17 protein-coding genes and 1 pseudogene are annotated in these 22,767 nt (G+C 59.1%); 2 read left to right on the top strand and 16 right to left on the bottom strand.

Annotated elements, in window-relative coordinates; all coding sequences use genetic code 11:
- Window positions 1-64: 64 nt before the first annotated feature.
- From istB (J4G43_RS43905) to J4G43_RS43880, 6 genes and pseudogenes are all read right to left on the bottom strand, one after another.
- Window positions 65-832, bottom strand: coding sequence for an IS21-like element IS1631 family helper ATPase IstB (istB, locus tag J4G43_RS43905; protein ID WP_038952109.1), 768 nt, complete (start codon window positions 830-832; stop codon window positions 65-67).
- 4 nt (window positions 833-836) lie between these two features.
- The gene (gene istA, locus J4G43_RS43900; RefSeq protein ID WP_100214066.1) at window positions 837-2,594 is read right to left on the bottom strand and encodes an IS21-like element IS1631 family transposase; all 1,758 of its coding nucleotides are present in this window, start codon (window positions 2,592-2,594) and stop codon (window positions 837-839) included.
- A 108-nt stretch (window positions 2,595-2,702) separates the two neighbouring features.
- Window positions 2,703-3,125: pseudogene (locus J4G43_RS43895) on the bottom strand (sigma factor-like helix-turn-helix DNA-binding protein); the annotation flags it as partial.
- A gap of 368 nt (window positions 3,126-3,493) precedes the next feature.
- The gene (locus J4G43_RS43890) at window positions 3,494-3,874 is read right to left on the bottom strand and encodes a transposase (protein WP_011084799.1); all 381 of its coding nucleotides are present in this window, start codon (window positions 3,872-3,874) and stop codon (window positions 3,494-3,496) included.
- A gap of 131 nt (window positions 3,875-4,005) precedes the next feature.
- Complete coding sequence (locus J4G43_RS43885) at window positions 4,006-5,295, bottom strand: carbohydrate porin (protein WP_224517703.1); 1,290 nt, start codon at window positions 5,293-5,295, stop codon at window positions 4,006-4,008.
- A gap of 825 nt (window positions 5,296-6,120) precedes the next feature.
- Window positions 6,121-6,477 carry a hypothetical protein gene (locus J4G43_RS43880; protein WP_208088612.1) on the bottom strand — a complete coding sequence of 119 codons (357 nt, stop codon included), beginning with the start codon at window positions 6,475-6,477 and terminating at the stop codon, window positions 6,121-6,123.
- 413 nt (window positions 6,478-6,890) lie between these two features.
- Between J4G43_RS43880 and J4G43_RS43875 the strand changes: the two genes are divergently transcribed.
- Entirely contained in the window at window positions 6,891-7,409 is a 519-nt protein-coding gene (locus J4G43_RS43875; RefSeq protein WP_011084803.1) for a hypothetical protein, read from the top strand.
- A 408-nt stretch (window positions 7,410-7,817) separates the two neighbouring features.
- Here J4G43_RS43875 and hemN read toward each other — a convergent pair whose 3' ends face one another.
- Window positions 7,818-9,155: an oxygen-independent coproporphyrinogen III oxidase gene (hemN, locus tag J4G43_RS43870; protein WP_208088611.1), complete on the bottom strand. Its 1,338-nt coding sequence runs from the start codon at window positions 9,153-9,155 to the stop codon at window positions 7,818-7,820.
- A gap of 1,635 nt (window positions 9,156-10,790) precedes the next feature.
- Window positions 10,791-11,507 (bottom strand): sulfite exporter TauE/SafE family protein, encoded by a 717-nt coding sequence (locus J4G43_RS43865; protein WP_208088610.1) that lies wholly within the window; start codon window positions 11,505-11,507, stop codon window positions 10,791-10,793.
- A 1,263-nt stretch (window positions 11,508-12,770) separates the two neighbouring features.
- On the opposite strand from J4G43_RS43865, the gene J4G43_RS43860 reads away from it, so the two are divergent.
- Entirely contained in the window at window positions 12,771-12,890 is a 120-nt protein-coding gene (locus tag J4G43_RS43860) for a LuxR C-terminal-related transcriptional regulator (protein ID WP_018646991.1), read from the top strand.
- A gap of 347 nt (window positions 12,891-13,237) precedes the next feature.
- Here J4G43_RS43860 and J4G43_RS43855 read toward each other — a convergent pair whose 3' ends face one another.
- The 8 genes from J4G43_RS43855 to J4G43_RS55500 all read right to left on the bottom strand — a co-directional run bounded on the left by J4G43_RS43855 (window position 13,238) and on the right by J4G43_RS55500 (window position 22,639).
- A complete protein-coding gene (locus tag J4G43_RS43855; protein ID WP_014497822.1) occupies window positions 13,238-13,963 on the bottom strand; it encodes an outer membrane protein in 726 nt (241 codons plus the stop codon).
- Between the two features lie 822 nt (window positions 13,964-14,785).
- Window positions 14,786-15,031 (bottom strand): hypothetical protein, encoded by a 246-nt coding sequence (locus J4G43_RS43850; protein WP_208088609.1) that lies wholly within the window; start codon window positions 15,029-15,031, stop codon window positions 14,786-14,788.
- A gap of 452 nt (window positions 15,032-15,483) precedes the next feature.
- Window positions 15,484-16,326: an IS21-like element helper ATPase IstB gene (gene istB / locus J4G43_RS43845; RefSeq protein WP_208085241.1), complete on the bottom strand. Its 843-nt coding sequence runs from the start codon at window positions 16,324-16,326 to the stop codon at window positions 15,484-15,486.
- Window positions 16,323-17,855: an IS21 family transposase gene (gene istA / locus J4G43_RS43840; protein WP_429798384.1), complete on the bottom strand. Its 1,533-nt coding sequence runs from the start codon at window positions 17,853-17,855 to the stop codon at window positions 16,323-16,325. The genes istB (J4G43_RS43845) and istA (J4G43_RS43840) overlap by 4 nt, the downstream gene beginning before the upstream one ends.
- 833 nt (window positions 17,856-18,688) lie before the next feature.
- Window positions 18,689-19,051 carry a hypothetical protein gene (locus J4G43_RS43835; RefSeq protein WP_014497821.1) on the bottom strand — a complete coding sequence of 121 codons (363 nt, stop codon included), beginning with the start codon at window positions 19,049-19,051 and terminating at the stop codon, window positions 18,689-18,691.
- Window positions 19,052-20,233: 1,182 nt separating this feature from the next.
- Complete coding sequence (locus tag J4G43_RS43830; protein ID WP_026192128.1) at window positions 20,234-21,298, bottom strand: IS630-like element ISRj1 family transposase; 1,065 nt, start codon at window positions 21,296-21,298, stop codon at window positions 20,234-20,236.
- Between the two features lie 350 nt (window positions 21,299-21,648).
- Window positions 21,649-22,248, bottom strand: coding sequence for an ABC transporter substrate-binding protein (locus J4G43_RS55505; protein WP_245283467.1), 600 nt, complete (start codon window positions 22,246-22,248; stop codon window positions 21,649-21,651).
- Between the two features lie 100 nt (window positions 22,249-22,348).
- Complete coding sequence (locus J4G43_RS55500) at window positions 22,349-22,639, bottom strand: ABC transporter substrate-binding protein (protein WP_028154217.1); 291 nt, start codon at window positions 22,637-22,639, stop codon at window positions 22,349-22,351.
- Window positions 22,640-22,767: the final 128 nt, after the last annotated feature.

Genomic DNA, 22,767 nt, shown 5'->3' with positions numbered 1-22,767 from the left:
ACTTCAAATTCCTCCGGGTGTGGTCAGTCAAATTCCTCCACCCGCGAGGCAGGACAAGGGACTGTTAGTTTGAGTTTGTTTCCCGGGCAAGAGCTTCAGCGGCTTCTTTGAGCCGATAGCTGCGTCCGTCGAACTCAAGCAGATGGCAATGATGCATAAGGCGATCGAGGATCGTCGTGCTCATAGTGTTGTCCCCAAGGTATGCCCCCCAATCCTGCACGACGCGATTGGAGGTGACGATGACGCTGCGGCGCAGTTTGTAACGCTGATGGATCAGGGTCTGCAGCAAAGTGCCGGCGTCGTCGGGGATGGCGCGTGCGAGGAATAGATCGTCCAGCACGAGGAGATCGCAGTCGATGATGGTTCGCAGCCGGACCTCGCGTTGTGCCGGAGAGTTCAGGGCGTAGCGGTGGAAGAAGTCGTCGGTCTCAAGATACTGGACCTTGTGGCTTTGCAGGATCGCCTGATAGGCAATCGCCTTGGCGATGTGCGACTTCCCGGTGCCAGGTTTGCCAACAAGCAGAGCGTTCTCGCCAGCGGCAATGAACGCCAGGGTGTGGAGCTGGAAGCAGGTCTGACGTGGCAGTTTGGGATTGAAGGACCAGTCGAACTCGGCGAGCGTCAGCTTTTCGTCGAGCCCGGATTGCTGGTATCGCCGCTCGATAAGACGGGACTGACGACGGTCCAGTTCATCCTGCAGGATAAGGGAGAAGGTCTCGAGGAAGGGCTGGTTGGCGCCCTGCGCCTGGAGCACGCGCGTCTGCAGCGTGTCGCGGACACCCGACAGGCGCAGCTGTCGTAGGCAACGCTCAATTTCCGGCATGGTCATCATGTGGCTAGGTCTCCAGTTTAAGGTGAGAAGGTGCAGCGGGAGCGCTCGTGGCGCCGGAGTTGGCCGGGGTTGCGCAGGCGACACGAGCGCGGATTGCCGTGGCGTGATCGTCGTGAGCCTCGGCCTGCCGACCATTGTCGTCGGCGTCGCGCCGCACAGCGCGGCTGAAGAGGTCGCCGTATTCCGCGGGGGTACGGATCAGCGGATGATCCTGGGTGAGCGGCGATGCCGGCTGTGGCGTCACTCCAACCTGCTCGATCGCCTGTTCGAACAACCGCTCGACGGTCGCACGCACGTGCTTGTAGCGGTAGATGCGGTTGTCGATGGCGTGCGCGCAGGCCTGCTCGACCAGCCGCGCCGGATACTTCCGGCCCAGCCCGACAATGCCCCACATCGCGCGCTGTCCGGGGCGCCCTTCGGTGTCGAACACCTGCTGGCACAAGGCCCTGGTCTGCGGTCCGATGCGCTCGGCGCTCGCCAGCAGCACGGCGGTTTGCCGCGACGGGTTGAACGGCCGTTCGCTGGTCGGCAGGACGACAGAACCGGGGTGCGCCATCCGGGAATGAACACGCAGCAGCGCACGGGTGTGGCGATCACGGATCTCGATCGTGGTGGTGTAGATGCGCACGACGACCTGGCTGCCGATCGGCGCGGGCCGCGCGGCGTAATAGCTGTTGTCGACGCGTACGGTGGTGTCGTCGCAGACAGTCCGGACGACTTCGGTGAAGATGCGGAAGGGAGCGACAGGCAGCGGCCGCAGGTGCGGCTTCTCTTCCTGGAACATCGCCTCGACCTGACGGCGCGTGCTGCCGTGGATGCGTTTGGAAGCCCAGTTCTCCTCCCAGTGCCTCAAGAACTCGTTTTGCGCCTCCAGCGTCTCGAAGCGCCGTCCGGCCAGCGCAGTGCCCTGGGTATGTTGAATCGCATTCTCGACGCATCCTTTCCGATTTGGATCGGCCACGCGCGCGGGATCGGCGACCACGGCGTAATGAGCCAGCATCGCGCTGTAAATCGGGTTGAGCTGGGGCTCGTACAAATCCGGCTTGAGGACGCCTTCCTTCAGGTTGTCGAGCACGACATAGCTGGGGACCCCGCCAAAATACCGGAACGCCTCTTCGTGGAGCTGCGCCCAGACTTGTTGGCTGGACTTCCAGACTACCCGCCGGAAGCTGCGCCGCGAGTAGCGTAGCGTCATCACGAACAGGCGGGGACGACGGTACCGCCCGCTCTTCGGATCAACCGTCGGCGCGCCCTCGCCATAGTCGACCTGAGCTTCCTCGCCGGGGAGGAACTCAAGACGATCAAACTGCTCAGGATCAGCGTGCCGCAACCGGCGCACAAACCGCTTGACACTCTGGTAGCTGGACGGAAAGCCAAATTGATCAACCAGGTCCTGGTAAATCGCCTGCGCGTTCCGCTTCAGCCGGACCTGTTCTTCGATCCACGTCCGATGCGCTTCGCAAGCCGAACGGGCCAGGCTGCTGGTGACCGTCGCTTCCGATGTCCCAAAAGCCGGTGGTCGGGGTGGAGGAATTTGGCCGTCCGCGCTCACCGAGCCGGTGGTCACTTCCCCGGGGGAATTTGCCTCCGCACCGGCCCGCAGCGCCTGATAACGCCGGATCGTCTTGCGATCGACACCCGTCAGCCGGTGAATCTCGCGCTGGCTGGTGTTGCGATCAAGTAATGTAAGTACGGTGCTTTGCAGATGTCGCTTCAAGACGTTCAACTCCCCGGCCCCTTGCTGGCTAAAGGGGTCGAACATAAACGTCCTGCCTGACCGGCTACTGCTGTTCAGCGGCGCTGACGGCGATCATCAGGTGGGGGAGTTTCAAGTGACCATACCCGGGGGATTTTGACCGACCCACGGGGCGCCCAGATGAATCTGCCGCATCGAAGGTCGGACCCGCCCCTTCCAGGCCTCGTAGGTAGTGCAGAACCACGTGTACCCGAAACCGTCGGGATTAACGGCGCGATACTCCTCCCAGAGCAGGCGACGGGTTACGTTGCGCCGGCGGAGCTCTTTATCGATGTAGCTCCAGTCGGGCACCGGCCGCTGCGGGCTCTGAGACGCTGGTCGTGGGGCCGGGAAAAGCAAAAGCTCCAGGTCTTCATCGGTCATTCCCTCCGGAAGCGGCCAGCTCAACCCAGCAGAGCGGGCGCGGCTCAGGTAGCTGTGCACAACGCCGTTGCTGACGCCCACGCTCCGCGCGATGGCCCGCTCTGGCAGGCCTTGAAAATGTTTTAACCGAAGGACTTCCTTGATCCGGCGCATCGACAATCTCTGGGTAGGCATTGGACTTCCTCGTTAACCACGAGGTCATCCCTAAGCCGGTTGAGTTGTCGGCCGAAGCGCTGCAAGGCTCCGAAAGCCTTGCTCACGATCCCGCGAAATCGTTGCTCACGATCGTCTGAAATCTCTGCTCACGATCCCCTGAAATCCGCGCTCACGATCCCGCGAAACGCGCAAACACCCTGCCCCGTCGTTCTCCGCCGGTCCAGAAGGGCTTAGTTTCGATCTAGAGCAATTCTCTCCAGGGGAGCTTTGGCGATTGCTCGATGATCAATCCATACCGTCGCCAGTATCCGTCGATCCAGATGACTCGGCTCTAAATTTAGGGCAGTCTGATCTTCCCCGAAAGAGTGGAGGGGTTTAAGCGGCTTTTAGCTCCATCTCGATCGGGCGATATATCGATTGCGGAATGGAGCCGGGTTCGGCTCGTAGAAGCCCTCGATGAAAGCAAAGATAATGCGCTGGGCGTCGGCGCGGTTATGGTTGCGATGACGAACCAGTGTATGGAGGAAGCTCTCCATCGGGGCATTGTCGTAGCAAACGGCCTCGCGGCTCATCAACGCGGTGATGCCGGCGCCCGCGAGACCGCCTCGTCTCATGCAATTGGGTTCTTTGGTGAAGGTTGCGGAATTCACGGGCGCGAATAAGGTCATAAGATCAGAATCGCAATCGATGCCCGCGATTCGCCCTTGCTCCATGCCTTCCGCTCGCTGGTTTCCCCCGAGCTTACGATCGTCCAGGTCCTTCCCCATGCCGATAAAGTGGTGCTCGTTGCTCGGTCGAAGGTCGCGCTCTCGTTTCTGTCACGCTTAGCCGACTTGCCGTGGTAGGGTTCGGTCCCATGCGTCACGATAACGTCGGAGCAGAACGGCGCTTGCGATGATCAGAAGAATATCAACGTAGATATCAACAGATTGAGCGCGTGTTCCGTTTGGGGCGCGTGTGTGATGATTGTCGGGTAATGAATGTATGACAGTCCGACGCTTGCATATATCCCCGGAGCGAGATGCGCGATGTATGTTCCCGTGACTGCTGTGCTATCGCGGTGCGCAAGCTGGCCTTTTGCCAGAGCAGCATCCACTGCAAGCTTACTCCAGGCCGTGTTGGTCGCCACGAGAGCAATCAGATCACTGGGCCGGCTATCAAAAGGTCCCTTTGCATAAAGACGAAGCTCGTAATACCGGCTGATCCTGTTGCGCTCAGGTGGAGCTCCCATGACGGAGAAGCCGCCGTAGATGCCGCGAGACGGCGACCCAAGGGCGTCACTCTGCCAGAGCTGCCTGTCCGCAGCGATGTAGTGAAAATTATTTCCGCTCTCCCTTTGTTGCTTGGGATCCGCCAAATTCGTGTAGCGGCTCCTGTTCAAACCAACGCCCGCCCGCAGCCACGTGTCGGGTACGCCGGGAGCAGCCTTGCTCTTGTAGCCGGCTTCTTCGACAAGAAGGATGCCTGCATTGGCCGTGCTCCATTTCAAGCCGGTGGGATTCTCGGTTATATGGGCATAGGCACCATCTGGACTGATTGAGCGCTGGACGGAGACCTTGTTGTACAAGCGAGCGTCAAAATTGTACTTCAAGTTGGCCGCTGGCGTGGGCGCGGCATTGGTGCTCATCCCAGCCTGGAACAAGGCAGACATGTTCGATCCTGTGATTCCTCCGAACAATGTGCCGGTGAATTCATTCTGGTTTCTGAGGTAGCCAAGTTTGAGTTCTAGTGTCCTATTGAAGAAAGTCTGGTAGTAGGCGAGCGTATTGAGTCCCACCCGATCTGGCCCTGGGCGATCCCACGTCCAGTATTGCTGCTCGGCCCCTACGACAATCTGTCCGTCGGCAATGCCAAACCGGCTCAGATCGTAGGTGACGATCATGAAGTTCGCCGACGCGAAAGTCGGATTCTGGCCCATATAGAGCTGGTTTGCGATAGTGCTTCTGGCTGCATGCGGTAGCTGGTTGCTTGCAAAGGAGTTATGTGTCCACCCGATATAGCCGATGCCGACGTCCGCCAGCGCAGATCTAACGCCCCCCTTGTCCTGATCAATCGTATCTGCAGGACCAGGGATGGGGAACCACAACCCTTTTTCACGCAGATTGTCGTACCTTTGGAAGGGATCGATCGTTTTTTGCGGTCTCGTCTGAGCAGCCCTGTCCGCATTGCCGCGCTTCTCCAAAGGCACTCCGGGACCTGCTGCTCGCGCCGGGGCAGGAGGGCGGATTGCCTGACAGATCAGGTCGATCGGGAGCTTTGCGGCCCGGTCGGAAGTCTTTCCTCTTTTGCTGGCCTGATCCACAGGGTGGTTACTAGGATCAAGTCCGCTCGCGGTTTGTGCCAGTACGGGATTGCCGACCAGACAAGCCGCTAGCGAAAGTGCGATAGCAAGCCCAGATTGCTTTCCCCTTGGTCTTAAATTGAAAGAAAGTGCTGCCGTAGCCGAGTATGTCCGGGGCGAGGTCGTCGCAAGAAGGCAATCACGCATGGCGTAGTTCGGGTCCATGTCTGCCGGCCATGAATATGCGGCCTGATTGGCCCGAAGTGAGCTCGCGGCGGCGTGTGGCACGCGCCTGCTTCCACATCGTCATTGCAAGCGCAGCCAAGCAATCCAGACCCCCCCGCAGTGGCAGTCTGGATCGCTTCGTCGCCAGCGCTCCTCGCAATGACGAGCAAGCGGCATCGCGGCTGTCGTTTCGCGTCCGTGGGGGAGGGGGACGAGCCAGAACTCGATCTATCCGAACAGAGCCACTCAGGCTTCCTGAACCTCTCAGCTCGCGGCGCGAGGATGATCTGGTCCGAGACTTTGGTTGTGCGTGACGCCGGTGCGCCCAGAGCCAGCGGAGAGCGCTGGCTCGGCAAATGCTCACGAGCGCGCGGAGCGTTCTGTCCTGGCCGCCAAAGCGTTGCGAATGTCCACCTTGCTCACTGTGCGTCAGGCGAGTCTGGCGGTGGTGCGCATCTGCATCGAAGGCGGCTTTCTGGACCAAACGGCAGCCACCCGAAAGCAAGGCTAGCCGTGCAAGAGGCTTGGCTTCACGAAGCGTTTCATTGGTATCGTTGTCAGCGAAACACGAGACGATCGGCGGGCTTGAAGGCCGAAGAGCTTTTGGATTTGCGCGCGCGGCAACCACACCACAACATCCAACGTGATAGCCCAGGGGACCGGAGGAATCAGCCATCGAGCAGCTTTGGCGGATATCGGCGAGCAGTTGCTTTCTGCCGTCGGCGCGGCAAAAACTGTCTTGCATCCAAAACCTTGATGTGCGCGGCGTTCGTTGGTTACGCTTGCCACGTGCCCGTCATCTCGAACAACCTGCCGGAACTGGTAGTTGATCAGGTGCAATGTTTGCCGGTCCAATCGCGCCATTGCGGCTCGGCCGATCAGCCGTGGCGCTTACGTGGCGCGTCCCAGACGAGGTTGCTGGTCTGGGCAATGCGTGAGGCGGGGCTCCATCGAACACTTGCAGGAATCAGTGGACGGTTTGCATTCGTGCCGGGGCACGGTAAAAAATCTGCAAGGTTCTTCTGAATGATGAGAGAATGCTGCGCCATCGCCGACTACGACGAGAACCATTGCTCGCTGGTGGCGCTATCATTGAGCACGCGCGCAAATTGTCGCGTTGCTCAAGAAGGAGCGTTTCATAGGAGTAGGCGCAGCCGATCGGGAAGCTCACCAAGATTGATTATTGTCGACGCTGGCAGCTCCTGGAACGCGGGAGCATCGCGAGCTATCGCGTCGACAAAATAAGCCTGCTGGAACGAGATCTTGAGCGAGGGACAATGGACTTGATTGATCAAGCGGCCGCTTCAGACTTGCGGCCGCTCTTGCACGGGCCGTCAAGACGGATTCTCCCGGTTTTGGTGCTCCCGCTTATCCTCGTCGGCTCGTGTGCTGCTAGCGCCTGGCTTTGGGCTAACCTTGAAGAGCCTGTCGAGACGCCGGAAAGCAGCGAAGTCGCTTCAACGATGAGCCTGCCACCGGAGGACAGGGCATCCTTGTCCGAGATAAAGTGGGCACAGCAGAAAAATGGTGATGAGATCGCAGAACTCAACCGCCGGATCGATGCCCAGCGGGATGTCCTCAAAGGGGTCCTGGATCAGATCACCATACTGACTTCGCGGATCGATGCGCTGCAGAGTTCAACACCTGTCCCTTCTGCTGCTTCCGAGCCTCCTTTGTCGCCAGCCCGGGCTGTTTCGAGCGCCGCCAGGAAACGCTTCGGGCGGTCCAAACCACAGGGACCTGTTTCCGTCGGAGGCGCGCCAGTGATCGCCGGACCGAAGACAGCCGAGCCTTGAGTCTGGGACGCTGCAGGCGTCGTCGAGTGTCCAACTGTGCTCGAGGAGGTGGACCGTAGCTTCGCAAAGCTGCCTCCAGCCGTAAATTTCCCGAAGCTGGTGCGGGCGCCGGCGTCTCCAGCGGCACGTCGCTGAGGCCGTCACCATCATCAAGAGCAGTCAAGGGGAGGTGGGGCAGAGCCCTTTCGGCATGATCGAGCCGTGGCCCTGAACGGCGGAATCCGCTGCGCTTCTCCTTCAAATCAGCTTCCCTTTAGTCAGCCCTCCCGGTTTGAGGCCATATCTGAAAGATCGTTGTCATGACACCGCCGCTGCATCCTCGAAATCTGGCCCGTCTGCCGGAGGTGCCTCTTCAGATCATTCCGTCGCGAAGAGCTTAAATGTTTGAGATCTGCTCACATGCGCGGCTTAGTTAATAGGGATACGGTCGAGATAGGTGTCGAATGCGGCAGCAACAGCACGAACGAGAAACCGGTGTTCCTGCTTGACCCGAATGAATCCCTCTTCAATGTCCACTATCCCGTCTTCGGCGAGCATTCCCAGCCGGTCGGCCGAATTGAGAAGAGGAATTGGATCAAATCCGTGAGCAGCACAGATCGCTGGTACGTCGGCCTGCAAATCGCACATCAGACGCTCGATAATTGCGGCGCGGAGGCGATCTTCGGGGGAGAGGCAGTAGCCTTTTGAGGTTGCCGGACGACCAGCCTGAATGTGTTGGTGATAGGAAGCGGTTGCGCTCTCGTTCTGAACGTAACCCTCACGCAGACGGCCGATGGCTGACGGACCTAAGCCGATCACGGTTTTGCAGGTATCAGCCGAATAGCCCAGGGAGTTGCGGCGAAGCTGACCGGCTTTCTGCGCCAGCGCGAGCTCGTCGTTGGGCAGGGCGAAATGGTCGAGCCCGATCTGGCGGTAGCCAGCCGAGACCAGCGTATCTGCGATAGCCGCGGCTTGCTCGGCGCGGGCGAGATTATCCGGCAGCGCCGTCTCATCGATCTGGCGCTGACGTTTCATATAGGAGGGGACGTGAGCATAGCCGAAAACTGCAAGCCGGTCTGGCCGCATGGCCAGAGCCGTCCGTGTAGAGTCCACGCAAGATCGCACCGTCTGATGCGGCAGTCCGAAGAGAAGGTCGAAATTGATGCGGCTTATCCCATGCTGGCGAAGGCTTTCGACGACAGACGCCGTCTGCACCTCGCTCTGGACGCGGTTGACCGACCTCTGAACCACCCCGTCGAAGCTTTGCACGCCGATGCTCGCGCGATTGACGCCGGCCACTTGTAATGTTTCAACCATCTCGGCCGTGAACGCACGTGGGTCGATTTCTATGGCGATGGTAGCTGATTTGCTGAACGCGAAGCAGCGTCGCAGGAGTGCCATCAAGGCGAGAAAATCGGCCGGTGCAATAGTAGTCGGCGTCCCGCCGCCGAGATGCACGTCGCTTACCGGCAGCGCGCGAGGCGCTTGCTCTGCGACCAAACGTATCTCGGCATGCAGCGTCGCCAAGTACTTGCGGATCGGTCGCTCGCTGCGAGTGAGGCTTGTAGGGAAGCCGCAATACCAACAGATAGCACGACAGAACGGAACGTGGATGTATAGCGACACGGGATCGTCGGGCGGCAGCCGCCTCAACCATGTCTCACAAGTCTTGGCACCGACGGTCGCGGAGAAATCCGGCACGGTCGGGTATATGGTGTACCAAGGCAGGCGAGCGTCGCAATACTTGTTCAGGAGAGACGTCTGCAAAGCCTAACTTTCTCATGGTCGAGCGGCATAAAGCTGACCGATGCCCACTGTTATGTCTTTGCGTTATGTCAAACACGTCTAACGGTTCCTGAGATCTGGCCTGCTCTCGACGTCACGGCCAAACGCAGCGTTGGGGTTCATGCCTGGAAGTGAGCGCCGCTCGTCCGCAATTATTCGGACGTTTATGGTGGCATATGAATTTCTACGAGGACGCTCGAATTAGCGCGGTGTACCGCGACTAGCCGTGCGCAGTATCAATCGCTCATCGGGCAGCGTCGTTTCCGCATTCCCCCTGGCGTGCTGCCTTTTTGCGACGGAAACAGGGATCTTAAAACCTCAGCAGGGCAGCTGAGCTTGTTGCTGGACTTCCGAGGAAAGGCCGACGTGGTTGCTCCGCAATCGACGGATGCCTCCCGTTCAAGGCCGGAGCGTCACGGAGATAAGTGACTTGCTAGAGCAGAGCGCGATGTGCGATTGCAGCACGTGACGCTGCGTGCGATTCAAGTCTTTTGTAGCAGCTCACGAAAAACTTTTTTGGTTTCCAGCATAAAATCAATGAGCCTCAATTCCGCCACGCTGCTTGTCTCATTGCCGCAAGCATCATCACGGATGTACTGATGATGTTGGGGTGGCCTCGGCGCACTTCACGCCCCCGGCAAAGTGCGTCGGGACGCCTTGGTTCGCCGGCGTCTCGTTCAGATCCAAATACATGTCACTAACTCACAACGAGTTGGACGTCGTGCTGATGGCAAACGCGAGCTCGGAACGATTTGCTGTACTTTCTATTCTGCTTCATCGGTTGAGGCGTTTTGTTTCTGATAACGCCGTTGCAGCTGTTGATCGGCCAGATCGCATATCTATGCAGCGAGTCTTCATTGGCGTCGCATCAATGCGATGGACCTCCAGATTCGGTTCCACATAAGTCGCCTGGTGAGGCGTCGATCATCCCGTCACAAAACATTCCTACGCTGCGAGCTGGAGGCCATGTATGCAGGAGCCGGGGTGTAAGGTTGTGCCTCATGATTACAGAAAATGGGATTCGCATCCTGGCGTTCCAGTCCATTCACACTGGATCGATAAAGTGTCTGTTTCGAAAACCAATCGAGCGTGGACATCATCTTCGTAATATTCTCCATGAGGACGCAGCCCACACGCGCGCGAGAAAGGAGATTGCGCGGCCTTGCAGAAATACTATATTGAGAGTTCATCGCCCTATCGCTCCTAACCAAGTCGAATGCGCACTCTGGCGCGGTCCTCAGGGTAGTGAGAGCTTGCCGGATCGCCATCGATCAGGTGCTCTTCGTCCGGCACGCTTGATTGAAGCGTCGCGCCAGGCCATAGCCGAGATCGGCGTACGCCTCGTTTGCTCGCCCGGCCTGCCCGACGTTGATCCTGCAGGTCGATTGGAAGCGCGAATCGGATGCGATCTAGTACTGACCGTCCGCCTCAGGACGATGCGGAGCGCGCTCGGATCCGCCTCACCCTCGCTCGACCCTACGGCTTTTCGCGATCGTGTTGGCGGCTTTCAGTGTTGGGCAAGGCGCTCGGACCAGGCTTGAGCCGCGGCTCGCAGAAACCTTGTACTTCGATCTGACCGCGCTGGGATCGCCCGCATGAAAGATGCGCGTTTCCACTTTAAGCACGAACCAATTGAATGCCGGCAACGAGCAGAACGGCCGCCAGTATGAATCTGATGGCTGTCTGGCTCAACCATTTCAGGCCGATTACTGCTCCAGCGACCGCCCCCGCCAGCGTGAAGATAGCGTATAGAGCCAAATCCGGAGAGGGAAATTGCCCGGTGAAAAGAGCTCCGACGAAGCCGACTGTGGAATTGGCCAGGATAAAAGGGGGTGATAGCGCGACGGTCTGCCTCGGTGATGCCCAATTCAGTGCGATGAGCGTCGGGGCGAGGAACACACCGCCGCCCACCCCAGTCAGGCCAGAAACGAGGCCAAGGACCGCGCCAATGCTCACGCTTTCCCGGAGCGGAATTTCGCCGACGCGATCGACAGCTCGTCCCCGCTGCATGATCATCACTGCGCTCGCCAGAAGAAGAACGAGTCCGGTTAGTGTTTTGTACATGTGCTCCTCGAGCACAATCAAGCCACCGGCAAGCGACGCTGGCATTGACGAAAAGAGAAGAGGGCGCAGGATTGTCCAGTCAACGACCTTGTTGCGGTTGAACAGCCAAGTAGAATAAGCCGCGACGACAATGTTGAGACCAAGCGCCGTGGGGCGCATCTCTGTCGATGACATACCAAAAAAAGCCATTAGCGAGAGGAATGCAGTCCCGCCAGCCTGGCCAACGCTCGCATATAGCAGGGAGATGATCGCGAAGAGCAGGGAAGTCATGCTTCACATATCTTGGCGACGATCTTCGCCCGTTTTATTAGCAAGCCCATCATGATTCGTGCATCTGGTGCGGCCTAATTGTATTTCCGCTCGGGGCGGATCTAAGCGGTTCGCCGGAATCGTGCGGCCGGAGGTGTAGTCAGTTCAAGTTCCTTAGCGAGTGCCATGTGTGGACCCTCCCATCAATTGCCGAGGTTGGTAGTTGACTGGGCCCCAATAGGGGGCGTTTGAGGCCCTGAGAGGACGGCACTCGAGGGGGCGGCCGAGGTGAGCTGCCGAGGTGAGCTGCATTTGTTGCTGTAGCTTACCTCGTGCCGCAGCTCGCAATGGTACTGTCGCCTTCCCTCCCCATGTCATGAATGCTTCGAGGCACCTACCTCGCAACCAACCGTCCGCATTCGAAGTCCTTTTGCGACGATTGATTTTGGCGAAATCAACAGTTGGTATGGCACTTGCTAGTCCGATTCGGGGGCCTCTCCTTCTGGAATGCGCATGCAAAGTGTCTTCCGCATCAAACAGGTTTCGCGACTGCGCCTATCGCTTGTTGCGTTTTTGACGTGGCCCATTTCTGTCCGTTCGGTTCGTTTGTACCGGGCCTGCCGGACGGGCCCGATGAAATGCCGGACAACGATGCGGGGAGTATGGCGTCTGCATCGGATCTTCCGTGCAGCTCATCGATCGCGTCACCGACGCTGTCACACGCCGAGAATCAGCGACAGGTTAGCGATGGATGATTCGCAAGATTGGGAAAAAAGATGACACTTCTGTTGTCTTCATCTCAAAGCAGGGAATTGGTACTGACAAGACGCAGATCGAGTCTCGCACTGAAAGGTGCGTGCTCTACCTTACGTGTAGTTCAGAGCCCAAGATCTCCTCGTGCTCGCCCGAGAGACAAAGCGAAGCACCGTTCGGACGCGACTGCGTTTTCTCGCCATGCAAGCTAAACCGACCCAAGCATCTAGCCGTGCGTGCGCTCGGTTCTTGTCGCCAGCACAGTCCCGGGGCCCTCGGCCCTTCTATCACTGCCGGCATGAGTAAGATGGAGCATCCTTGTGTTCGCATGGAGTCGATCCGCACGGACGACAGGCGATGATCTCCGAGTTCGCCAGCTCGCCATCAGCGAGCACTTTGTCGATCGCCTCGGAGCAAGGATGATGACGCTATTCGGTTGTTTGACGATGCGATCATCCTGGCGCAGTCGCCGGCAGAGCAACGAATGCGGCCAATGGCGTCAGAGAAGGAAAATCGTTATGGGAAATTGGGATGATCCTGGAAATCAGCGAGAATGCAGTCAATTTTCATGTCAAGAATACGATGGGAAAGCTGGGTGCGACCAGCCGGATTCAAGCAGTCGCGATAGCTATTCGCCTCGATGTTCTTTGAATTCAATTGAGGAACGACCGCCAACTGTCACATCTTTGGCTTCCAGCTTCTGGCAAGTTGAGCACGGTGCTTTCGGTGAACTCGCAGATATAACCCTCCTTTGGGCAAGTCTGCATCTCGCGCTGGGTGAGGTTCTGGGGCTTCGTAAGGTCGGTAAGATGTGGAATCGGCCGATCTAATGCTCACTGGTCGGAGCATGGCTTTCTCCACCAGCGGGTGATTCTTTGCTCAGATGAGCCCGCACCGCTTGCTCGGGACGTCGGACAGGGGTTTAGGGAGAGGAACAGCTGAGGAAAGAACCCCGACCGCGGGCCGGGGTCCCGATTCATCCAAACGCGTGGAGATCTTTATCTGGCGAACGGCCAGCCAAACTTGTAGTTGAGCCGTGCCGTGATGAGATCGACGTCCTGGTGCGCGCGATCCGCGCCAAGGGCCGCTGGGAAGCTTATGTTGCTGCGCTGCATGAACAAGTGGTTATACTCGACGCCCGCTGACCAGTTCGGCGTGAGGCTGACTTCGGCACCGGCGCCCAGCACGCCACCCCAACGCACATCATTGTTTTTGCCAAGCTCGGTGCCGGTTGCCACCGAGTTGACGTAATAGGTGTTGCTGGTCACCGCAGCACCGCCCTTGCCATAAAGGAGCACAGCATTGAACGCGTATCCGATATGGCCCGTGAGTAGGCCGAATGCATCTGTCGTGGTGCCAACGGTGTCTGTCGGGAAGGCGGTGCTGACATTGGAGCCGCGGAAGTCGGCCCAGTTGCCCTGGCCTTCGAGGCCGTACACCATGTTGAAGATTTGCCAACGATAGCCGATCTGGCCGCCAACGGTACCGCCAGTCGAATTATGGCAGCCCTCGGAAGTGATGCCATTGAAATCCCAGCAATTGTGGCTCGTTCCCCAGCCACCGTTTGCGCCCATATAGTAGCCGGACCAATCGATAATCGGGGCCGCGACCGGCAGCGGTGCCGCCTTGACCTTGACGGGCTGCCCGGCCAGATCCGTGCCGAATGAGGGGGCGGCCGCACAGAGTGCGCCGATGCATGCAGTCAGAATAAGAATCTTTTTCATTCGCGTGTTGTTTCCTTTAGGTGCCCCAGGCACCGTGCCGTTTAACAACATGAACGCGAATTGCTGTAACTGGCGCACAACATGTCTTGGAAAGAAACGTGCCCAATCGCCCGCGGCGTCAGATTGCGGAGCTCGCGGTTTCCGCTGCTTTGCTTCTACCGAGACGCTGTGGCTCGGCAGTGGTCGCCTCGCGCGGATCATCCTCTTTGAAAATGATCGTTCATGATCACCTGCGACGCGGAGCAAAGCCAAAAGGTGTTCGGCTCCTTCCGTCGCTAAGCTGCGGCAACGCCCAGCCGCACTTACAGTACTGGATCGATGGCACGCCTCAGGCGCTTAAGGTCATTCTTCCGGCAACACGGACGTGCTATCGCTTGCAATCGCGAGCAACGCGATGCCGATCGATTGCAGGCTCGATCGCTTTGGCTCTGGAACGACCACAAGTCTAGCTCGATGGTCCGTCAACTTCGACCTTGATTGATGGGTCGGGAAGCCCACTGCGTGCTAGACAGTGCTCTTGCTTGAAGTTGCGCAAGATCGTGCCGAGCTCAAGGTCACCGTGGTCGGTTTCCTGGCGCGAGCGAATACCAGCGCGGCCGCCCCGTCTCGCCGCCGTCTGGGCCTGGTGTTCAGCTTCCTGGTCTCGGCCGCCAGAGGAGCTGCAGAGGCAACAGCTTTCTCGAGCGCTCTCGTTTCAGCGGGGCCGCACATGATTAGAGAAAAGTCTGCTCGACCACGCACTGGCCCGAATTTTCCACCGTATGAGGCGCCCTAAATGCCTTAACGGCGCCGGATGCTCTCGCCGCAATAGGCACAAGCGAGTCATTGCCCGGTCGACGGTGCCAGTTCAGCCCGCAAGTTGCGTATCGCCTCGTTGGCCAGATTCAAAGCATTCCGTTCGCCGTTTCTTATCGAGCACTCGAGGTAAGTGCGCAATCGGCTATGAAGGACGGCCGTCAGATTATGTGCCAGCAGCGGATCCTTCTCGACAAAGCTCCAAGCCTTGTCAAATGCGACGCTCACAACGGCATCTGGCACCTGCACCTGCTCGGAAAAGATCTGATCCATCTCTAACGCTCCTCGACATCCTGATACAAGGAAGTACCTTCTCAAAAGCAACCGGATTGTGTTGCGTGTCTCAGCACGAAAGACATCTGCTCTTCAACCTCTTCCACGCTACTCCCGGGACTTCAGGAGAGGATATAGATGCTTGTTGAAGTTGCGATGACCGAACGCCGTAATGCCCGCGCAATTCGAAGAAATTCTGAAAAGAGTGAAGCGAGTACGAGTTGTCGTGCCCTTCATTGCCGTCGTGGGCCTCTTGGTCGGTCACCAAATTGTGGCTTTTCTTCCTTCATTCGGAAGATCGGCCCCCACGGGTTGCGGTTAAAGCCCAGCATTATAGCGCGACAATCAGGATGAGAGCGGCGCGTCAATCAAGATGAGACGAGGCGGCCGAGTCAGGAGATAATTGACGCTGGCCGTCGACTTGGCAAGCGTTGATTGACGCTGCGCGACAATCAAGCGGCGCTGCCAGCGTCAATCAAAGTCTTGTCGAGTTCGTTTGGGGTAGTGTGAACAGGCGGCCGGCCTGGACCGCGCTTGCGATCGAGGGCAACTTTTCGACGGTAACTTTCGACGTTCATCTCGAGGATCGTGGCGTGGTGGACCAAACGATCGATGGCAGCCAACGTCATTGCTTGGTCCGGGAAGATACGCCCCCATTCGCCAAATGGCTGATTGGCCGTGATCAGCAGCGAGCGTCGTTCGTAGCGGGCGGCGATCAACTCGAACAACACACTGGTTTCCGCCTGATCCTTGCTTACATATGTGATGTCGTCGAGGATCAGGAGGTCATAGCGATCGAGTTTGGTGATCGCGGACTCCAGCGCCAACTCGCGCCGCGCGACCTGCAGCCGTTGCACCAGATCAGTGGTGCGCGCGAAGAGAACGCGCCAACCGTTCTCGACGAGAGCCAAGCCGATCGCCGCGCCGAGATGGGTCTTGCCGCCGCCCGGTGGACCGAACAACAGCAAATTGGCGCCGGCCTTCAACCAGGCGTCGCCGGCGGCGAGCGCCATCGCTTGTGCCTTTGATAGCATCGGCACGCTTTCGAAGTCGAAGGTTGCGAGCGTCTTGCCGGCGGGCAAACGCGCTTCCACCATGTGTCGCTCGATCCGACGGCGGGTGCGATCGGCGGCCTCGTGCTCGGCAAGGGCGGCGAGGAAGCGGGCGGCAGGCCACCCTTCCTTGTCCGACTGTGCGGCGAGCTTCGGCCAGATCGCCTTGACGCCCGGCAGGCGGAGCTCATTGAGAAGCAGCTCGACACGGGCAGCATCGACGGAGGTAGCGATACCGGTCATGCTGCCTCTCCCAGGTTCGAGCGGCCCGACATGACGCTGACGGAGGCGAGTTCATCGTAGACGTCGAGCGGCGCCAGCTTGACGGCGACACGCGGGATCGAGGCCGCCTCGGGCCGGAAGCGGTCGCGCAGCGCGGCAAGATCGGGTAACTGCCCGGCGTCCAGATTCATCGCGATCGCCTCGGCGAGTTCTGCTTCGCAGGCGCGCTCGTGAGCCAGCGCCAGAAGCTCGACCGTCACCTTGCAGGCGCGCCGGTCATCACCATGCTCCCGCAAGGTCTCGAACAGACGTTTGTAAGCTGCACGCGGGAAGAGTTGGTCGCGATAAACGAGATTGAGGAGCGCCATCGGCTTGCGCCGCAGGGCATGGATGACGTGCCGGTAATCCACGACATGACCGCCGTGGCTCTCGGACACAGGCCGACCGCGCCGCAGCGTTACGACCGGTGTGACGCCAAGGAAGCATTCGAGCCGGTCGTCGAAGATGCGCACACGCAGGCGATGGCCGATCAATCTTGAAGGCACGGTGTAGAACACGCGCCGCAGGATGAAGCCGCCTGACGACGTCACCGGGATCACTTTCTCCTCGAAGTCGGTCGTGCGGCCTTTTGGCAGCGGCGCCAATGCCTCCTTCTCGAGCGCGATCGGCTTGGCGAGGTTGGCGTTGCGCCGGCCGACAATCTCGTCGACAAAAGCCCGGTACGCATCGAGACTGGCGAAGTCGCGCGTCCCCCGCAGCAACAGCGCATCTTCCAGTGCCCGCTTGAGATGGCCGTGCGCGCTCTCGATCGAGCCGTTCTCATGTGCGATGCCCGCATTGTTGCGCGTTGGCGCCATGCCATAGTGGCCCATCAGCCCGGCGTAGCGCTGCGTCAGATCCTCCCGTGCGTCGGCGGCCAGATTGCGGAACGCTGCCGACAGGCTGTCGCTGCGATGCTCCCGCGGCACGCCGCCAAGCGCCCACAGCGCGTTCTGCAAGCCCTCTGCCAGGGCGACGAAGCTTTCGCCGCCGAGCACGACATGGGCATGCTCGAAGCCGGAGAACGCCAACCGGAAGTGATAGAGCCGGTGATCGAGCGGCTCACCCGCGATGGTAATACCGAGCGCGCTCACGTCGGTGAAGTCGGACAGACCCAGGCGGCCGGGCTCGTGCTGCTGGCGGAAGATCACGTCCTGTTCGGGGCCGTTGAGCGCCCGCCAGGCGTTGATGCGCCGCTCCAGCGTGCGGCGGATGTTCGGGTTCAGGTCATGATGCCGTCGGCGCAACTCGTCCAGCACGCCGATCACGCGGATGCCGGGCGCAGCCTTCAGGATCGGAACGATCTCGGCCTCCCAATACTGCGCGAGCGGATCGGACCGGCGCCGGCCCCTCGGCGTCTTCTTCTGCGATGGCGGGCGACAATCGCCCTCGATTCGATACGCGCTTGCCTTCGAGAACCCCGCCTTGGCCGCGGCGGCTTCGGGGGACAGTGTCTGTCGGTAGGTCATGTACAGCCTCATCTGGTGGTCGGTGATGTGGAAGCCAGGCAAGGCATCGATTCCCTCTTGTCGAGACGAATCAACAGCTTGCACCAGCCGCACCCGGCCGCCAGACGGGTCCGCAAACGCGCGACGCCGATGGGGACGGTCCTCCGGTCGGGCTACGCCCTCCCTTCGGTCCGCCCCCATCGGCGCAGTCTCACCTTGATTGTCGCTGGAGTCTCACCCTGATCGCCGCCGCGCACAGCATGATGAAAAAGGCCGCCTACTCTTTTCCCACTCTCAAGAAGCGTTCAAACCGCAATGGCGCTTGTGACGTCGGATTTGGGGTGATGTAGCCTGTTCCGGATGAGACTTGTCTGCTTTGCGACAAGTCTCGACGCCTATTGCCGTGTGATATTCACCTGCGCGTGGCTTTCTGCTCCGGCCGTGGTGTTTGTTACCGGTCAGGCGCCTAAGAGAGGGAACGAGATGCAAGGGCAATTGCACTTTCCCCACGGCGGATTCTTAGTCGTTTGGCAAAGAAGGGCCGGGCGCCGTCGGTGTGGGTTCAATACGGAGTTGCGTAGGAAAGCCGGCGCAGCGTGGGATCGGCGGCGCGCTTCCGAGCTTTGGATACTTGCAGCTCGTGAAAGGCGTCGAGGGACAGCAAGGCCCAGCTAGATCGAATGCGTCGCCGGCGGCGTGAGATAGAGCAAGCCTGATTTCGAAAGTGGTGGCGAACTGTTGCCATATGAAAGGCCAGCGGAAGCGGCGCGCTTACGGACGGTGAGCCCATAAACAGCAAATGTCGATCCCTGGTGTGTGCGGCCTAAGTGTAACTGTCAGCCCAGCCATAAACGTCCGCTCAACGCCATCAATCTCCAAAAAGCGCAAATGAAATCTCAGTCCGCTGCCGCACGTGAAAGAATGAGCTTGGCGATCGTCAATCGATTGGCGGAAGTCCGCAGCGCGGCCGGTAATGCCGCCACAGTCTGATCAAAAAGGCGTCCCAGAATCTGAAGGTCCTCGGGGTGGTAAACGCCACGGTCTTGCGACAATCGCATTCGTCCGTGGCCGGTTCTTGTATCGCCAAGCTGGCCGAGCTCCAGTTCCGCGGTGATCATTTGGCCTATGAGGGCATTAAGTAATCGGATCGCTTCCAGCTCGTTGCCTTCTTCGCGCATGAGCCCAGCCACGATGTCGAGTTGCAGGTCGACGCGATCCTCGAGGTTTTGTATGCGTGAATTGGAAGGGTCAAGTTCCACGGTATTTCTCCAAAGTGGTGAAATGCAAGACAGGCGGAGTAGAGGTATCGTTTCCCGTTCGCCAAACGGCGGACGCTTCGCTGGACAAATGACTGCTGCACAGGAGGCGCTTCCGGTCCCCTGGAAGAGGGGGCACATATGTGCCGCGAAAGGATTGCAAAAGTGCAATGAGCGTCTAGGGAAAAACGAAAAGCGTTGCCGATGGCGCGGGATTTGAATGGATTCTCGAGCCGCCCAGTGCGTTCGGCAACAGCGGTGACTCTGTTCGGGGCCACACAGCTGATTGTACTGCTCTGCTTGGAGCCGCGGCAACAGCGCCGGACTGTTGAGGCGACCCGCCTGGTCAGAGCGAAAGGTCCAGCCCGCACCCCTGCGAAGGCCAACTCACCTGCCCGAGTTCTACGCTGCGGAGGCATTTACCATCGCCGAGTGTGCGTGATAGCTGTCTTCTTAGAGCAATCAAGTATCATGCCCAAAGGGGCAGGCAACGTCGTGTAGATTGCGCGCCAACTGCGACTGGTCACCGCACTGCATTCGTGCCCCCACGTGTCTTGCCGTCAAACATTGCTCGAAGCAGCCAAGAAGCACGTGATTTGCTCTGCGACCAAGTGATCCATTATCACGCGACATTCGTGAACACTGCCTTCCTAAGCCGGCGATCGACTTATGCGGTGTTTGGCTTCAATTAGTAAAATAGAAAGTGTTGATGGGATGCATCCAGTTCGTTGATAGCGCAGGCGAGCAATCTCACCGCCTTCATCGGAGCCGGTTGATTGGTTCTCCTGCTATCCGGGCTAGGAAGCATAGGGAATGCCCGGGCAGGCGGCTGAGCCGCTGATGACCCGCCATGCTTGAGAGCGCACGAAGTAGCGGAACGAGTAGCGTTGACTTGGACGCCAAAACCTTGGTGCCCCCGCGGCCAAGAGAGACATGCATCCCGGCGCCGGCTATCCACCAGCTCTCGCTACCCGTATACTCGGCTATAGTCTAGGTAGTGGGCCTGATTGCTTCGTGCCGTCCCGCTGTCTCTTCCATTCGTGGATCTGAGATTGCGCGATATAATCCAGGCTAGAGAATGCGTAAATGCTGGTCGGGCACGAATCTGACAGAAGGCGAACGCCTCCAACAAAATCCGTGCTTGTCCATAAAGAATCGTTAGCTTCGCTTTCCTAGTACCCGGAATCAGAGCTGAGTGATACGGCGGCCTTTGAAACGGCGTTGACGGACCTTTTTCTTGGTCCAGACGAAGGGCTCGGCTCTGTCGTTGTATGCGTTGACGTAGGCATCGATGTGTTCCTGAAGCTGCTTGAGGCTCGTGAAGGAGGTGCCGCTGAGCGACTGCCCCTGCAAGATGGAAAACCATACTTCGACCTGATTGAGCCATGACGCACTTGTCGGCGTGAAATGAAATTGCACGTTGGGGTGGGCCTTGAGCCAGTCCTCGTTCTTTTTATGGGTGTTGAGGTTGTCGAGGATGACGTGAAGCTTGCGGTTCGGAAAAGCCGCGGTGACGCTGTTCATGAAATCGAGAAACTCGACGCGGCGCCGGCGTTTTGAATGGGTCGCGATGATCTTTCCGGTGGCGACTTCGAGCGCCGCAAACAATGTTGTGGTGCCATGCCGCTTGTAATCGTGGCTTTGGCCGGTTAAGGCGCGGCCATTGGGCAACTTCAGATAACCCTGCGCTCGCTCCAAAGCCTGGATCGAGGGCTTCTCGTCCACGCACAGCACAATGGCCTTCGCCGGCGGCGCGACATAGAGGCCGACAACATCGGCGGCTTTGGCCGTAAAGTTCGGGTCGTTGCTCTCGCACCAGGACTTGCGAGCCACCAGGTCAATCTTGTGGCTGCGCAGGAACCGCCAGACATATTGGACATCGACATCGCCCAGCGCCTCGGCCAGCAGGGGGCCGGTCCAGCGCGCAAACCCTTGCGGTGGCGGCTTATCCAGCAGCTTCAGAATCCGCTTGTCGGTCGTCTTCGTATAGATCGGCTGCTTGCCAGGCCGCGGCTTGTCTTGCAGCCCTTCAAGGCCATGGTCGGCATAGCGATGCCGCCAAAGGCTGACAATCCGCGGCTGGACCCCAACTTCCTTGGCGATCGACCGGGTGCTGCGCCCATCCGCCGCCAACAGAACTATCCGCGCCCGCTTCAAATCGCGCTGCAACGTCACCGGTGAGCGACAGCACGCCTCAAGCACCTTGCGATCTTTCCTCGAAAGGTGGACTTCTCTTGCTTCGGGTATCATCCCGACCTTGAATCACGACTCACGTTCCAAGAAAAGTGGGTACTAGTCCTCAACCTTCGATCACTGGCTGCATAAGGGGCATGCCTTCAAACCTAGCAGAACGGTAAATGGCCGCCTCCGAGGCCAGTGCTGCAGACGGGATCAGACAAGGGGGCTGCTATTTGTCTATCATCGGGCGTAGCACCTTCGGCAGGGCGGCGCTCGGTAGCTCTGCGAGCGCCGCAGCGAGCGCGAAAAACGCTGCAAAAGCAGCGAATATAAAAGCGCTAGCGAGCATTGCTGCGACAACGTTCTGAGGGCGTCTCATCATTCGAGATACTTCGCGTGGGGAATGCTGCGTTGCATGAAAATCAGTACTTCTTGACACGCTCGACATGACCGTCGCGCCAGCGATAAACCAAAAATCCAGAAGCCGAGTTGTCCCTCCTTTTGTCGAACCGGTCGATCGGTCGGGAACGAAGCGCGCTGGCGACCCGGTCAGCATTGAAGGAGCCGCTCCGGTTCACCGCCTCTGCCCAGGCTTGCACAGCGGCACAAGCGTATAGTGTGTAGCCTTCACCGGGCAGCCCGGAAGCTTTGAGTCCGGCGACCGCACTGGCAGCATTGGCGTTCCCAGCGGGGTTGGGCATGAAGGTAAACAATGTGCCATTCCCAGCGCTGCCGGTAATGGCCCAGAATTCGGAGGTCATCAGCGGATCGTTCGCCATGACCGTGAGGTCTGCTTTTGCTTCTGCTGCCTGGCGTACCAACAATCCGACTTCGGTGTGGTAGCCGCCGATATAGGCGACGCGCAGCCGGTCCTTCTCCATTCTTGAGAGCAAGGCTCTGAAGCCCCTTTCACCGGCAACATAGCTTTGCCGGCTCACCTGCCGTCCCAATCGATGAAGCCGGGCTTCAACCACGTCGACAATCCCCCTGCCGGCAGTCCTCTTGTCGTCCAGCACCGCGATTTTCTCGAGGCGATAATTCGTGTGAATGTACTCGGCGGCAACGGCTCCCTGTTGGTCGTCGGGCCGCAGATCCGAAAGACAGTCTCAAGGCCGTGCTCTGTTAGTTGAGGAGTTGACGAGCCTGGTAACACCTGGACGATGCCAGCTTCGCGTAGATGTCGGAGGCCGGGATCGACGAAGAGGAACAAAAATGGCCAACCACCAACAGGATCCGCTCTGTCGTGAGCTTATTCGCGACTGCGACAGCTTGCCTCGGGTCGCAGGCGTCGTCAGCGACGCTCAATATAGTTTTGGCATTATCGGGAAGCTGGCCTGAGGCGTTCAGGACCTCGACCGCCGCAGCCGCACCATCGCGCATTTGCGCGCCGAATGCAGCGCTGCTTCCGGTCATTGGGCCAGCCACGGCGATCTTTATTTCAGAGCCGCGCGCAGACGGAGCGACGAGAGCGCAGAAGAGAAGCGCCGCAGGCGCAAGAGAGGCATGCCGCTTATTTACCATTGTAGAGCTTCCAATGCTCA

Origin of the sequence: Bradyrhizobium barranii subsp. barranii, assembly GCF_017565645.3 — a bacterium.
Taxonomy (GTDB): Bacteria; Pseudomonadota; Alphaproteobacteria; order Rhizobiales; family Xanthobacteraceae; genus Bradyrhizobium; species Bradyrhizobium barranii.
Note: the sequence above shows the minus strand (reverse complement) of the source record. Positions and strands in the feature narration are given on the sequence as shown.

Bases quoted from the DNA above. Each gene is read 5' to 3' on its own strand.
- J4G43_RS43880 (WP_208088612.1), bottom strand. From the start codon at position 6,477: ATGGCGCGATTGGACCGGCAAACATTGCACCTGATCAACTACCAGTTC.
- istB (WP_208085241.1), bottom strand. From the start codon at position 16,326: ATGACCGGTATCGCTACCTCCGTCGATGCTGCCCGTGTCGAGCTGCTT.
- J4G43_RS43850 (WP_208088609.1), bottom strand. From the start codon at position 15,031: ATGGATCAGATCTTTTCCGAGCAGGTGCAGGTGCCAGATGCCGTTGTG.
- istA (WP_100214066.1), bottom strand. From the start codon at position 2,594: ATGTTCGACCCCTTTAGCCAGCAAGGGGCCGGGGAGTTGAACGTCTTG.
- J4G43_RS43890 (WP_011084799.1), bottom strand. From the start codon at position 3,874: ATGGGGAAGGACCTGGACGATCGTAAGCTCGGGGGAAACCAGCGAGCG.
- J4G43_RS43865 (WP_208088610.1), bottom strand. From the start codon at position 11,507: ATGACTTCCCTGCTCTTCGCGATCATCTCCCTGCTATATGCGAGCGTT.
- istB (WP_038952109.1), bottom strand. From the start codon at position 832: ATGATGACCATGCCGGAAATTGAGCGTTGCCTACGACAGCTGCGCCTG.
- J4G43_RS43860 (WP_018646991.1), top strand. From the start codon at position 12,771: ATGATCCTGGAAATCAGCGAGAATGCAGTCAATTTTCATGTCAAGAAT.
- J4G43_RS43830 (WP_026192128.1), bottom strand. From the start codon at position 21,298: ATGATACCCGAAGCAAGAGAAGTCCACCTTTCGAGGAAAGATCGCAAG.
- J4G43_RS43855 (WP_014497822.1), bottom strand. From the start codon at position 13,963: ATGAAAAAGATTCTTATTCTGACTGCATGCATCGGCGCACTCTGTGCG.
- J4G43_RS43875 (WP_011084803.1), top strand. From the start codon at position 6,891: ATGGACTTGATTGATCAAGCGGCCGCTTCAGACTTGCGGCCGCTCTTG.
- J4G43_RS55500 (WP_028154217.1), bottom strand. From the start codon at position 22,639: ATGACCGGAAGCAGCGCTGCATTCGGCGCGCAAATGCGCGATGGTGCG.